This window comes from Nocardia sp. NPDC019395, assembly GCF_040632335.1.
Taxonomy (GTDB): Bacteria; Actinomycetota; Actinomycetes; order Mycobacteriales; family Mycobacteriaceae; genus Nocardia.
The window spans coordinates 220,179-232,130 of record NZ_JBEYBT010000005.1 but is presented as its reverse complement, the minus strand read 5'-3'; the positions used below and the strand labels follow the sequence as shown (position 1 = coordinate 232,130).

At 64.1% G+C, this 11,952-nt stretch carries 13 protein-coding genes and 4 tRNA genes; 15 read left to right on the top strand and 2 right to left on the bottom strand.

The genetic code is table 11. The features are described 5' to 3' along the window. Positions 1–5 precede the first annotated feature (5 nt). Positions 6–143 (bottom strand): hypothetical protein, encoded by a 138-nt coding sequence (locus ABZ827_RS16700; RefSeq protein WP_357237648.1) that lies wholly within the window; start codon positions 141–143, stop codon positions 6–8. Positions 144–237: 94 nt separating this feature from the next. Between ABZ827_RS16700 and ABZ827_RS16695 the strand changes: the two genes are divergently transcribed. Both ABZ827_RS16695 and htpX read left to right on the top strand, forming a co-directional pair. Next, entirely contained in the window at positions 238–1,260 is a 1,023-nt protein-coding gene (locus ABZ827_RS16695) for a polyprenyl synthetase family protein (protein ID WP_357237647.1), read from the top strand. Positions 1,261–1,925: 665 nt separating this feature from the next. Further along, the gene (gene htpX, locus ABZ827_RS16690; RefSeq protein WP_357237646.1) at positions 1,926–2,795 is read left to right on the top strand and encodes a zinc metalloprotease HtpX; all 870 of its coding nucleotides are present in this window, start codon (positions 1,926–1,928) and stop codon (positions 2,793–2,795) included. A gap of 11 nt (positions 2,796–2,806) precedes the next feature. Here the strand turns inward: htpX and ABZ827_RS16685 are convergent, their stop codons facing one another. Then, positions 2,807–3,298, bottom strand: coding sequence for a YajQ family cyclic di-GMP-binding protein (locus ABZ827_RS16685; protein WP_357237730.1), 492 nt, complete (start codon positions 3,296–3,298; stop codon positions 2,807–2,809). 247 nt (positions 3,299–3,545) lie between these two features. On the opposite strand from ABZ827_RS16685, the gene ABZ827_RS16680 reads away from it, so the two are divergent. From ABZ827_RS16680 to ABZ827_RS16620, 13 genes are all read left to right on the top strand, one after another. After that, a tRNA-Tyr gene (locus ABZ827_RS16680) sits at positions 3,546–3,631 on the top strand. 184 nt (positions 3,632–3,815) lie between these two features. Then, positions 3,816–3,888 (top strand) — tRNA-Thr (locus tag ABZ827_RS16675). Positions 3,889–3,957: 69 nt separating this feature from the next. Beyond that, a tRNA-Met gene (locus tag ABZ827_RS16670) sits at positions 3,958–4,030 on the top strand. 44 nt (positions 4,031–4,074) lie between these two features. After that, positions 4,075–4,245 (top strand): 50S ribosomal protein L33, encoded by a 171-nt coding sequence (gene rpmG / locus ABZ827_RS16665; protein ID WP_011211653.1) that lies wholly within the window; start codon positions 4,075–4,077, stop codon positions 4,243–4,245. A 348-nt stretch (positions 4,246–4,593) separates the two neighbouring features. Beyond that, positions 4,594–5,616 carry a fused (3R)-hydroxyacyl-ACP dehydratase subunits HadA/HadB gene (locus ABZ827_RS16660; RefSeq protein ID WP_357237729.1) on the top strand — a complete coding sequence of 341 codons (1,023 nt, stop codon included), beginning with the start codon at positions 4,594–4,596 and terminating at the stop codon, positions 5,614–5,616. A 281-nt stretch (positions 5,617–5,897) separates the two neighbouring features. Further along, positions 5,898–5,970, top strand: a tRNA-Trp gene (locus ABZ827_RS16655). A gap of 31 nt (positions 5,971–6,001) precedes the next feature. Then, positions 6,002–6,403: a preprotein translocase subunit SecE gene (gene secE, locus ABZ827_RS16650; RefSeq protein ID WP_357237645.1), complete on the top strand. Its 402-nt coding sequence runs from the start codon at positions 6,002–6,004 to the stop codon at positions 6,401–6,403. 120 nt (positions 6,404–6,523) lie between these two features. Continuing rightward, on the top strand, positions 6,524–7,306 hold the full coding sequence (gene nusG / locus ABZ827_RS16645; protein ID WP_357237644.1) for a transcription termination/antitermination protein NusG: 783 nt from the start codon (positions 6,524–6,526) through the stop codon (positions 7,304–7,306). Between the two features lie 86 nt (positions 7,307–7,392). After that, complete coding sequence (gene rplK / locus ABZ827_RS16640) at positions 7,393–7,827, top strand: 50S ribosomal protein L11 (protein ID WP_357237643.1); 435 nt, start codon at positions 7,393–7,395, stop codon at positions 7,825–7,827. A 156-nt stretch (positions 7,828–7,983) separates the two neighbouring features. Then, the gene (rplA, locus tag ABZ827_RS16635) at positions 7,984–8,703 is read left to right on the top strand and encodes a 50S ribosomal protein L1 (RefSeq protein WP_357237642.1); all 720 of its coding nucleotides are present in this window, start codon (positions 7,984–7,986) and stop codon (positions 8,701–8,703) included. 380 nt (positions 8,704–9,083) lie between these two features. Next, a complete protein-coding gene (gene rplJ / locus ABZ827_RS16630; RefSeq protein WP_357237641.1) occupies positions 9,084–9,623 on the top strand; it encodes a 50S ribosomal protein L10 in 540 nt (179 codons plus the stop codon). A gap of 78 nt (positions 9,624–9,701) precedes the next feature. Continuing rightward, positions 9,702–10,082: a 50S ribosomal protein L7/L12 gene (gene rplL, locus ABZ827_RS16625; RefSeq protein WP_357237640.1), complete on the top strand. Its 381-nt coding sequence runs from the start codon at positions 9,702–9,704 to the stop codon at positions 10,080–10,082. A 236-nt stretch (positions 10,083–10,318) separates the two neighbouring features. After that, a complete protein-coding gene (locus tag ABZ827_RS16620; protein ID WP_357237639.1) occupies positions 10,319–11,407 on the top strand; it encodes an ABC transporter ATP-binding protein in 1,089 nt (362 codons plus the stop codon). Positions 11,408–11,952 lie beyond the last annotated feature (545 nt).

The following is an 11,952-nucleotide window of genomic DNA, read 5'->3' as shown; positions in this document are numbered from 1 at the left end:
AATAGTTACAGGCCGCCGACAGTGCTGTCGATGGCGGTACGGTGCACACCATGAGCGAGTCGGGCCCGGAGGCGGTAGTGCGATATCTTCGCCCGCGCCGCGGCCTCCGCGCCGGTGTGCCGGCCGATCGCGGTCTCGCTCATGGTCGAATGAATACAGTGACGGTGTTCATGGGCGTTCCGACATGAACACGCTAGGTTCATCACCGTGGGGTCGGACGTGTCCTTGGGAGAAGGTATGAGCACATCTGCTGTGAGCGAAGCCGGCACGGTGGTGGCGGGGGTGGACCTCGGAGACACCGCCCTCGCCGCGACAGTGCGCGACGGCCTCGATCGAGTGGAGGAGTTACTCGTCGAGGAACTCTCGGCGGGTGCCTCTTTCCTACAGGAAGCAGCGCTGCATCTGGCCAAGGCCGGTGGTAAACGGTTCCGTCCGCTGTTCACCGTTCTCACCGGCCAGCTGGGCCCGCGGCCCGACGATCCGGATCTCCTCACCGCCGGTACGGTCGTCGAACTGGTGCACTTGGCGACGCTCTACCACGACGACGTCATGGACGAGGCGACCATGCGGCGCGGCGCCCCGAGCGTGAACTCGCGCTGGGGAAACAGTGTGGCGATCCTGGCCGGCGACTATCTGTTCGCCCACGCGTCCCGTCTCACCTCCACTCTCGGACCGGACGCGGTGCGCATCATCGCCGAAACCTTCGCGGAACTGGTCACCGGCCAGATGCGCGAAACCATGGGCGCCCGCGAAGCGACCGACCCGGTCGCGCACTACCTGAAGGTGGTCTGGGAGAAAACGGGTTCGCTGATCGCGGCCGCGGGCCGCTTCGGTGGCACGTTCTCCGGCGCCGACCCCGACCATGTGGAGCGCCTGGCCCGCCTCGGCGACGCGGTGGGCACTGCCTTCCAGATCTCCGACGACATCATCGACATCTCCTCGGTATCGGCGCAGTCCGGTAAAACCCCGGGCACGGATCTGCGCGAAGGCGTACACACGCTGCCGGTCCTCTACGCGCTCCGCGACGAAGGTCCCGACGGTGATCGTCTGCGCGATCTCCTGGACCATCCGCTGGAATCGGACGAGGAGGTCGAGGAGGCCCTCGAACTGCTCGGCCGGTCGCCGGGGATGACACAGGCCAAGGAGAAACTGCGCGAATATGCCGATACGGCTCACGCGGAGCTGAAAGCGCTTCCCCCGGGGCCGGCGAACGATGCGCTGGTTCGGCTGGTTCAGTACACGATCGAACGGGTGGGTTGAGGGTTACGGGCGCCTCTCGAGGGGAGCGAGCTTACTCGGTACACCAAGCCGCGAAGGTGGAAAGCGGGGCAGGTCGTGTGTGGGCGTGGGCTGGGTTGTGAAGGTGTGGGTGGGCTGGACCGCGAAGGTGGTAGGCGGAGCAGTCCGTGAAGGTTCTGTGTTTTTTGGCGCCGCCTGCGGCGTCGCGGGTTCGGGGCCCCCTTGGTCTCGTTCTTCACTCCCGGCGCTCAGTCGCTGCGCTCCTTCGCTCTGGTCGCTCCGGAACGAGACGGGCCCCGAACCACCGAGGTGGACCGGTCGCATGCGGGGAAACGGTGTGGGGGTCGGATGCGGACTGACTGGCGGTAGGGGAATCAAACGCGCCTGGCGGCGACGGGTGGGGGCGGCTACAGCCGCGAAGCCTGGGCGCGCACCGGGCCGAACGCGCCCAGTGGCGATGGGTGAGGTCGGCGGGCAGCGGAGGGTTCGGGCCTGTGCGGAACAAACGTGCCCGGCGGGGTCGCGAGTCCAGCGAGGTCGGCACGGTTTCGGCCTGCACCGAACCGACGTGGCAAGTGGCGGTATCGGCAACACCGGAACTCCGAGGGAGGTCTGCTCGTTGATCCGGCGTAGCGGTTCTGGCCGAAATTCGCGCGTTCTGGGCGCGCCACGAACACAGGAGTGCTATGCACGGGCACGGGTTTGCGAATGGTGTGAAAACGTTCGGGCTCATGGTCGGTCTTTCCGCGCTCATCGTGTTGGCGGGCGCGGCGTTCCGGAATCCCACAATTCTGGTAATCGCGGTGTTACTGGCTGTGGCGATGAACGGTTATGCCTATTTCAACAGCGATAAACTCGCGTTGAAGGCGATGCGGGCGCAGCCGGTCAGTGAGATCGAGGCACCCGTGATCTACCGGATCGTGCGTGAATTGGCGACAACTGCTCGTCAGCCCGTGCCGCGGCTCTATATAAGCCCGACGAACGCGCCGAACGCGTTCGCCACCGGGCGTAGTCCGCGTCATGCGGCAGTGTGCTGTACCAGCGGTATTCTCCAGATTCTGGACGAGCGGGAATTGCGTGCCGTTCTCGGACATGAACTTTCCCATGTCTACAACAGGGATATTCTGATCTCCTCGGTTGCCGGTGCGATGGCCGCGGTTATATCCGGGCTCGCGAATTTCGCGTATTTCGCAGCCGCATTCGGGGGTAACCGGGGAGGCTCGGGTCCTAATCTCATCGGAGTCCTGCTGCTATCGCTGCTGGGGCCCATTGCCGCGGGTTTGATCAAACTCGCGGTTTCGCGATCGCGGGAGTATCAGGCAGATGAGTCCGGCGCCGAGTTGACCGGTGATCCGCTCGCGCTCGCGTCCGCGCTGCGCAAATTGGAGCGCGGGGTACAGGCGGCACCGTTGCCGCCCGAACCCCGGCTCACCGCGCAATCGCATCTGATGATCGCCAACCCGTTCCGTCCGGGTGATCGGATGGCCCGTTTGTTCTCGACTCATCCGCCGATGTCCGATCGGATCGCACGGCTGGAACAAATGGCCGGGCGCTGAACCGGCCGGACTCAGCGGTAGTTCACGAACTGCAGGGCTATACCGAAGTCCTCGGCTTTGAGCAGGGAGATCACGGCCTGCAAATCGTCGCGTTTCTTGCTGGTCACGCGTAGTTCTTCGCCCTGGATCTGCGCTTTGACACCTTTGGGTCCTTCGTCGCGGATCTTTTTGGAGATCTTCTTCGCATGTTCGGAGTCGATGCCCTGGATCAGCGAGCCGGTGATTTTGTAGGTCTTGCCCGAAGCGACAGGTTCGCCCGCGTCGAATGCTTTGAGGGAGATGTCGCGGCGGATCAGCTTCTCCTTGAAAACCTCGAGCGCGGCCTTGACCCGCTCTTCGGATTCGGCGGTCAGTACCACTTTGTCCTCGCCGGACCATTCGATGCCGGCGCCCGTTCCCCGGAAGTCGTAGCGCGTGCCCAGTTCCTTCTCGGCCTGGTGCAGCGCATTGTCGACCTCCTGCCGTTCGACCTTGCTGACGATATCGAATGATGAATCGGCCACACTGCGCTCCTGTTCGCTGTTGGTCACCGTGGGTGCTTACGCAAGCTACCCGGTTCGCGCGCAGTGCCGAGCCGCCGTGTCGAATCCTGCCGGTTCGAGCCGACCTGTCGATGCCGCCGGGCCGAGTCACGTCGAAACCGGCTGTTCGTGCGATCTGGCCAGCCGGTTTGCATTACGGGTGCGGGTTCGTTGTATCCTGCTCAGCGCACTCGGAAAGTGATCGCGAGCGGTCGGGAGTGCGGTACGAGGCAGGTTGCCCGAGCGGCCAATGGGAGCAGACTGTAAATCTGTCGGTGAAAGCCTACGTAGGTTCGAATCCTACACCTGCCACCACGGACCCCCGCCGGTGAAATCCGGCGGGGGTTCTGTCGTACCAGGGGTTCCATCCGCCCGGTTATGAAACCAGAAAACCTGCTCTGACCACGCGGTTTGGAGCTCTCGGCGGTGAGTGTGTACTCTCGTTCAAGTCTTCGAGGCAACGGGCACGGGTGCACCGGTTCCGCTGCGGAGAAGTCGCGCCCCCTTAGCTCAGTCGGCAGAGCGTTTCCATGGTAAGGAAAAGGTCAACGGTTCGATTCCGTTAGGGGGCTCGCCGGATTGCCGGTGGTGTCCGACTCTGCACTTCAAGCCGCGACGTCGCCGTTGCAGATGGTACGTAAGGCGGTGTAGCTCAGTCGGTAGAGCAAACGACTCATAATCGTTGTGTCGCCGGTTCAAGTCCGGCCATCGCTACCCATACTGATTGACCCTCTGGTTGACCGGAAAGAAGGCATATCGTGGCCGCGAAGTCCACCGATGTCCGGCCAAAGATCACCTTGGCCTGCGAGCAGTGCAAGCATCGCAACTACATCACCAAGAAGAACCGGCGCAACGACCCGGATCGGCTGGAACTGAAGAAGTTCTGCCCGAACTGCGGCACGCACCGGGCGCATCGCGAATCCCGCTGATCATCCCGTGCGGTCGCCATTGCCTCGGCGGTGGTGGCCCTCGGTGGGGCGGCTGTTCGCGTGTGTGATGAGTCGTATCGCGGTCTATCGACCGCGTGACCTCCGGGCGTGGTGTCGGCTACGTCCGGCGCGCGACGGTTATGGTTCCCATATGGGCGGTTCGGCCGCCCGTTCGCGGTCGGCGATAGGCCGCGATATTGATCGGGCGGTTGCGCGGTCTCCGTTCCGGCTACGCCGGCTACCACCTTCTGGACTGATGTCCAGCCGCCATGCAGACTCCGTGCTGCGGGGTCAGATAGGTACAGTCCTCCCGTGACAACGAACACCGGAACAGACGAAGTGGTCGCGATGGAAGCGGAGTTCGATCCCGCCGCCCATGCGGCTGCCATGGTCGGTCACCATTATCGTGTGGACGACTATTACGAGGTCGGCCGCGAGAAGGTGCGCGAATATGCCCGCGCCGTCCAGGACAGCCACCCGGTGCACTGGGACGAAGATATCGCCCTGGAGTTCGGCTACGACGGTCTGGTCGCCCCGCTGACCTTCATATCCCTCATCGGCATCCTGGCTCAGCGCAAACTCTTCGAAACGGTCGTCACCGGCTATGACCTGAGCCAGATCATGCAGACCGACCAGATCCTGGAATTCCACCGGCCGATCATCGTCGGCGACCGGTTGACCTGTGATGTCTTTCTGCATTCGTTCCGCCAGGCCTTCGGCGGCGACATCATCGTGACCAAGAACATCGTCACCGATCAGCACGACGAGCTGGTTCTCACCACCTACACGACGCTGGTCGGCCGCAGCGGCGGCGATATCGATCCCAACCTCAACGACGCCGTCCGCAAGGTTCTCATGCACGGCATGGACTCCTCGCTCCCCGACCACACCCCGCGGTCGCATCCCGCGCCGCCGGCTCCCGCTGTGAGCAAGGTCCCGGCGACTCGTTTCGCACGCTCGTTCGACGAGATCTCCGTGGGGGACGAACTGCCGGTGCGGACGGTCCGGCTCACCCGCGGGGACCTGGTGAACTACGCCGGTGTCTCCGGTGACGCCAATCCGATCCACTGGAGCGACGAAGTCGTGAAACTCGTGGATCTGGACACCTGCGTTGCGCACGGCATGCTTTCCATGGGCCTGGGTGGCGGGTTCGTCACGTCGTGGCTGGGCGATCCGGGCTCGGTGAAGGAGTACAACGTCCGATTCACCAGCCCGGTGTTCGTGAGCGCTACCGAACCGGCCGAGGTCGAGTACAGCGGCAAGGTCAAATCCGTGGATCCGGAGACCCGGACCGCGGTTATCGCGATCGTGGCGAAGTCCGGTGGTCGCAAGATCTTCGGCCGTGCGACCGCGACCGTCCAGTTGTCCTGACCTGGACGAGTGGCCCTGATTGGCTTCTGTCGGCGGCCGTGCCGTACACTCGGGATTCTGGGGTCACCAGCCGATGCGCGCTGCTCTGCAAGGCTGGTTCCAGGCGGGGTTCTCGAGTATCGGCCGCACCGGCTGAGTAGGCTCGAGTCGATCCGGTAGGACCGGTCCCCGCCAACGGGGCCGGCATCTGCCGGAGCGGCGCGCGTGTTGTGTGACCCGAGTGCCGACAACTGAATATCGCAGTGTGGCTGGATTGCCCGGCAGTGTCGGGGTTCAGCCGAAGGGGCGTAGCTCAAATGGCAGAGCAGCGGTCTCCAAAACCGCAGGTTGCAGGTTCAAGTCCTGTCGCCCCTGCCCTGGATGCCGGCGATGAGAGAGGATCGACGTGACCGACGAGCGGGACACTCGCCGCGGCGAATATGGCGCCGACGACGGCGACGATACCGCCGCCGCACAGCGGCCGAGCGGAAAGCGTTCCGCTCGGCGGAGCCGGTCCGCCTCGTCGGGCGCATCCGATACCGGTTCGATCGCGACCATCGATCGGCCCGCACGCAAAGCCGAGAAGAAGTCCGGCGGAGCGGAGCGGGGCGGGTCACGGAATCCGTTCAAGCGTTTGTTCAAGTTCCTGCGTGAGGTGATCGCGGAACTGCGGAAGGTTATCTGGCCCAACCGGAAGCAGATGGTCACCTATACGACCGTTGTGCTGGTGTTCGTGATCTTCATGGTCGCGTTCATCAGCGGATTGGATCTGGCGTTCATCAAGGGTGTCGACTGGTTGTTCGGTTAGCCAGGCGATATCGGCGCCGGTAACCCGATCCGCGCCGCGGGCCGGACGCCAGAGGCGACCGCCGCGCCCGAACCCCGGCACGCAGAGGATGCACGTGACGACACAGGAAGCGAGTGCCCAGTGAGCACCCCGGAGAACGACACCACCGACGAGTTCCCGGTCGACGATCAGACGGCCGAGGAGGCCGCCGTATCTGTCGAGGAGCCGGCGTCCGACGCCGCGCCCGAGGCTGCCGACGAGGCCGCGCCCGCATCCACCGAGGCCGAAGCGGAAGAAGTGGACCCGGTCGAACAGATGAAGGCCGTTCTGCGGCGTTCTCCCGGCGACTGGTACGTCGTGCACTCCTACGCCGGTTACGAGAACAAGGTGAAGACCAACCTCGAGACCCGTGTGCAGAACCTGGACCTGGAGGAGTACATCTTCCAGGTGGAGGTGCCCACCGAAGAGGTCACCGAGATCAAGAACGGCCAGCGCAAGAGCGTCAACCGCAAAGTGCTGCCGGGCTACATCCTGGTGCGGATGGATCTGAACGACGAGTCCTGGGGTGCGGTGCGCAACACTCCGGGTGTCACCGGCTTCGTCGGCGCGACCTCGCGCCCCTCGCCGCTGACCATCAACGAAGTGGTGAAATTCCTGGTCCCGGCTTCGCAGCAGAAGAAGGCGCCCGCACCGGCCGCTGCCTCTGCCGCCCAGGACACCGGCGGCGAGACCCCGGCCAAGCCCGCTATCGAGGTCGATTTCGAGGTCGGCGAATCGGTGACGGTGATGGACGGCCCGTTCGCGACGTTGCCCGCCACCATCTCCGAGGTCAATGCCGAACAGCAGAAGCTCAAGGTGCTGGTTTCGATCTTCGGCCGGGAAACGCCTGTCGAGCTGGAATTCACCAAGGTCGCCAAGATCTAGCGGCGGCGCCTGTGCTTCCCGGGGCCGTCGTGCCCCGGGCCGGACCTTGCAGAGAGCAAGGAACACCACACAACTAGGAAAGAAAGATGCCCCCCAAGAAGAAGAAGCTCGCCGGGATCATCAAGCTTCAGATCCAGGCCGGCGCGGCGAATCCGGCTCCGCCGGTGGGCCCGGCGCTCGGTCAGCACGGCGTCAACATCATGGAGTTCTGCAAGGCGTACAATGCCGCGACCGAATCGCAGCGCGGCAATGTCGTGCCGGTCGAGATCTCGGTGTACGAGGATCGGTCCTTCGACTTCAAGCTGAAGACGCCGCCCGCCGCCAAGCTGCTGCTCAAGGCTGCCGGTGTGCAGAAGGGTTCGCCCGAGCCGCATCGCAACAAGGTCGCCAAGGTGACCATGGATCAGGTGCGCGAGATCGCGAAGACCAAGCAGGAAGATCTGAACGCCAACGATATCGATCAGGCGGCCAAGATCATTGCCGGGACCGCACGCTCGATGGGTATCACCGTCGAAGGCTGAGCGTCAGCGCCGGAGAGGCAGCGCAGCGTAACCACGCAGGCGTAGCGCAGCCTTCCATCCGACACTGAAGGCTGAGCGGTTCATCGCTACCGCTATCGGTGGGAGGGCCGGCCAGGCCCGATAACCACAGCTGAACCAGGACAAGGACAGAGGAACATGGCAAAACGAAGCAAGGCATATCTCGCCGCGGCCGAGAAGGTCGATCGCGCGAAGCTCTACTCCCCGCTGGCCGCCGCGCGGCTGGCCAAGGAGACCTCCACCACGAAGACCGACGCGACCGTCGAGGTTGCGGTCCGGCTCGGCGTGGATCCCCGTAAGGCCGACCAGATGGTCCGCGGCACGGTGAATCTGCCGCACGGCACCGGTAAAACCGCCCGCGTCATCGTGTTCGCGGCCGGTGAGAAGGCCGCCGAGGCCGAGGCCGCCGGTGCGGACGCTGTCGGCGCCGAGGATCTGATCGAGCGGATCCAGGGCGGCTGGCTGGATTTCGACGCCGCGATCGCCACCCCGGATCAGATGGCCAAGGTCGGTCGGATCGCGCGTGTGCTGGGCCCGCGCGGCCTGATGCCGAACCCGAAGACCGGCACGGTCACCACCGATGTGACCAAAGCGGTCGCCGATATCAAGGGCGGCAAGATCAACTTCCGTGTCGACAAGCAGGCCAACCTGCATTTCGTCATCGGTAAAGCGTCGTTCGACGACAGCAAGCTGGTGGAGAACTACGGTGCCGCGCTGGATGAGATCCTGCGCGCCAAGCCGTCTACCGCCAAGGGGCGTTACGTCAAAAAGGTGACGGTTTCGACGAACACCGGACCGGGCATCCCGGTGGACCCGAACCGCACCCGCAACCTCCTCGAAGAGGACGCGACCGCGTAAGGCGCTCAGCTGGTGAGTACGTCGACAGCGGCGGGAACGGATACAGTTCCCGCCGCTGTTGTCGTATTACGAGTAGGCCGTTTTGCCAGGACAGGGATCCGCCAGGTACGCTTGCTCAGGTTGTCGACTGGTTCGACACCACCCAATCTGTTCTACCGAAGACCGTAGGTCGTCGATTCCGGATGGAATCGGTCGAAGGTCCGGCGAGAGTGCCGGCGGCCCACGCAGGGAGAGCCGAGGCTGGAAGCGAGCACAGGCGGGCCTGTGGTCGAGATCTTCTTTCGCGCCCCGGGACGCTCTGCGTTCGGGGCGCTTGTTCTTTCGCCGGCCCCTGATTCGGTAGGGCATTACGCCAACCGACATCAGAGAGGAGGCGAAGTATGGCGAAACCCGAAAAGGTTGCCGCGGTCACGGAGATCACCGAGCAGTTCAAGGGCTCGACGGCTGCAGTGATCACGGAATACCGTGGCCTGTCCGTCAGTGCTCTGACCGAACTGCGTCGTGCGCTCGGTACCGGCGCCACGTACTCCGTCGCCAAGAACACCCTGGTGAAGCGCGCCGCGGCCGAGGCCGGTGTGGAGGGCCTGGACGAGCTGTTCGTCGGACCCACCGCGATCGCGTTCATCTCCGGTGAGCCGGTCGACGCCGCCAAGGCGCTGAAGACCTTCGCCAAGGAGCACAAGGCGCTCGTCATCAAGGGCGGGTACATGGACGGCGCTCCGCTGTCCGTGTCCGAGGTCGAGCGGATCGCCGACCTGGAGTCCCGCGAGGTCCTGCTGGCCAAGCTGGCCGGTGCGATGAAGGGCAATCTGTCCAAGGCCGCCGGTCTGTTCAACGCTCCGGCTTCGCAGGTGGCCCGGCTGGCCGCCGCGCTGCAGGAGAAGAAGCAGAGCGAAGGCGGAGACGCCGCCGCGGAGTAGCACTTTCCGCATCTCCATTCGCGGAACGGCCGCCTCCGGCTCGCCCGCACAGACATTCACTATCGAAAGGAAACAACAATGGCCAACGTTGACGAGCTGCTCGAAACCTTCGGCAGCATGACCCTGCTGGAGCTGTCGGACTTCGTGAAGAAGTTCGAGGAGAAGTTCGAGGTCACCGCCGCTGCGCCGGTCGCCGTCGCCGCCGCGGGTGCCGCCCCGGCCGCCGCCGAGGCCGCCGAGGAGCAGGACGAGTTCGACGTCATCCTCGAGGGTGCCGGCGATAAGAAGATCCAGGTCATCAAGGTGGTCCGTGAGATCGTCTCCGGCCTGGGCCTGAAGGAAGCCAAGGACCTCGTCGAGGGCGCGCCGAAGCCGATCCTGGAGAAGGTGGCCAAGGAAGCCGCTGACGCCGCCAAGGAGAAGCTGGAAGGCGCCGGCGCCAAGGTTTCGGTCAAGTAATTCCGACCGGCAGCAAGAAAAACGGGCGGTTCCGCAGAGGAACCGCCCGTTTCTTGTTCGCTGGTTAACCGCGATTCCGCCGTGTGGACACCCGCCTCGATGGTTACTCTTCGGTCAGGTCGGGTGTGTTATAGCGGTCCCATGAGTTACAGTGGCCGGACCCACTGTGACGTGACGCACCGCTTCCGGGTCTGTGGTGCCGAGTGGGTAGCTCGCTGAGAAATGTGGAGGTTGGCGTGGGCGTCGAGGTCAGGACCGAGAGTGTAACCAAGTCGTTCGGTTCACAGCGGATTTGGCAGGACGTTTCGATTACCCTGCCTGCCGGTGAGGTCAGCGCGCTGCTGGGCCCGTCGGGCACTGGTAAGTCCGTATTCTTGAAGTCGTTGATCGGCTTGTTGCGGCCGGAACGTGGCTCTATTTTCATCGGTGGTACCGATATCACCACTTGCTCCAACAAGGAGCTCTACGAGATTCGCAAACTGTTCGGCGTGCTGTTCCAGGACGGTGCGCTGTTCGGGTCGATGAATCTGTACGACAATGTGGCCTTCCCGCTGCGCGAACATACGAAGAAGCCCGAGTCCGAGATCCGCAAGATCGTGATGGAGAAGCTGGAGCTCACCGGTCTTCTCGGCGCCGAGGGCAAACTACCCGGCGAAATCTCCGGCGGTATGCGCAAACGAGCCGGCCTGGCTCGCGCGCTGGTACTCGACCCCCAGATCATCCTGGTCGATGAGCCCGACTCGGGCCTGGACCCGGTGCGCACCTCGTACCTCAGCCAGTTGCTGATCGATATCAACGCGCAGATCGACGCCACGATCCTGATCGTGACGCACAACATCAACCTGGCGCGTACGGTGCCCGACAACATCGGCATGCTCTTCCGCCGCCAGCTGGTGATGTTCGGCCCGCGTGAGGTGCTGCTCACCAGCGAGGAGCCGGTGGTCAAGCAGTTCCTCAACGGCCGCATGATCGGCCCCATCGGTATGTCCGAGGAGAAGGACGAAGCCCAGATGGCGCGTGAGCAGGCCATGGTCGATGCCGGTCATCACCACGGTGGTGCCGAAGAGGTGGAAGGCATCATCCCGCAGATGAAGGCGACGCCGGGTATGCCGGTCCGGCAGGCCGTGCAGCGGCGGAAGCTGCGGGTGCGCGAGATCATGCACACCCTGCCGCATACGGCGCAAGCGGCCATCAACGAATCGCTCGATGAGAACGACGAGACGATGGTCATGTCCTACAACTCCGGGCGGCAGCTCGGGTCGGGTGATCAGGGCAACGATTTCCCCGGCTCCGACTTCGACACCATGCAGTACCCCAAGGTCTGATCGATCTCGCCTCCGAGAAGCAGCGCGCCGGGTTCTCACCCGGCGCGCTGTTCGTTTCGCTGCCGGGTCGGCGCCGGGCCCGTCGCTCCCACCCAGCGGACTGGGCGCGATCCGCGGGTTACCGCTGATCTTGTAGTGCGCCAGTCGATCCGGCAGACGTCCAGGTCGGCACGGCCACTTGACGAGTTTCGCCGGACCAGTCACGCTAGTGGAGGCAGCATGAGTTGCCTCGGTAGTGCACGACCACCCACGCCGAATCGGTTTTCGGCGGCACGGCCGTGGCCCGGAACGCAGCCAGCGATACGGGCCCGGCGCGTCAGCCGCGCAGCGGTTCGCCGGGGTGGTACTTTGACACCTCCGTATAGGTAGGTGTAGGTTTGGACGTTGCGCTGGCTGCCTCCTGTCCATACCTTGATCGCACTGCGAAAGTCCCACCCTTCCGGTGATGCTTCCGTTGTTTGCTGTTCGAGTCTCGTTCGGGTTGTGACCAGCGAGAATCCCAAAATGTAGCAGACAAGCGACGGTCGCGGACCACCACGCGACGC

What these genes read in the sequence shown, in the direction of transcription:
- ABZ827_RS16700 (WP_357237648.1), bottom strand. Translation starts at nt 143, where the DNA reads ATGAGCGAGACCGCGATCGGCCGGCACACCGGCGCGGAGGCCGCGGCG.
- ABZ827_RS16695 (WP_357237647.1), top strand. Translation starts at nt 238, where the DNA reads ATGAGCACATCTGCTGTGAGCGAAGCCGGCACGGTGGTGGCGGGGGTG.
- htpX (WP_357237646.1), top strand. Translation starts at nt 1,926, where the DNA reads ATGCACGGGCACGGGTTTGCGAATGGTGTGAAAACGTTCGGGCTCATG.
- ABZ827_RS16660 (WP_357237729.1), top strand. Translation starts at nt 4,594, where the DNA reads ATGGAAGCGGAGTTCGATCCCGCCGCCCATGCGGCTGCCATGGTCGGT.
- rplK (WP_357237643.1), top strand. Translation starts at nt 7,393, where the DNA reads ATGCCCCCCAAGAAGAAGAAGCTCGCCGGGATCATCAAGCTTCAGATC.
- rplA (WP_357237642.1), top strand. Translation starts at nt 7,984, where the DNA reads ATGGCAAAACGAAGCAAGGCATATCTCGCCGCGGCCGAGAAGGTCGAT.
- rplJ (WP_357237641.1), top strand. Translation starts at nt 9,084, where the DNA reads ATGGCGAAACCCGAAAAGGTTGCCGCGGTCACGGAGATCACCGAGCAG.
- rplL (WP_357237640.1), top strand. Translation starts at nt 9,702, where the DNA reads ATGGCCAACGTTGACGAGCTGCTCGAAACCTTCGGCAGCATGACCCTG.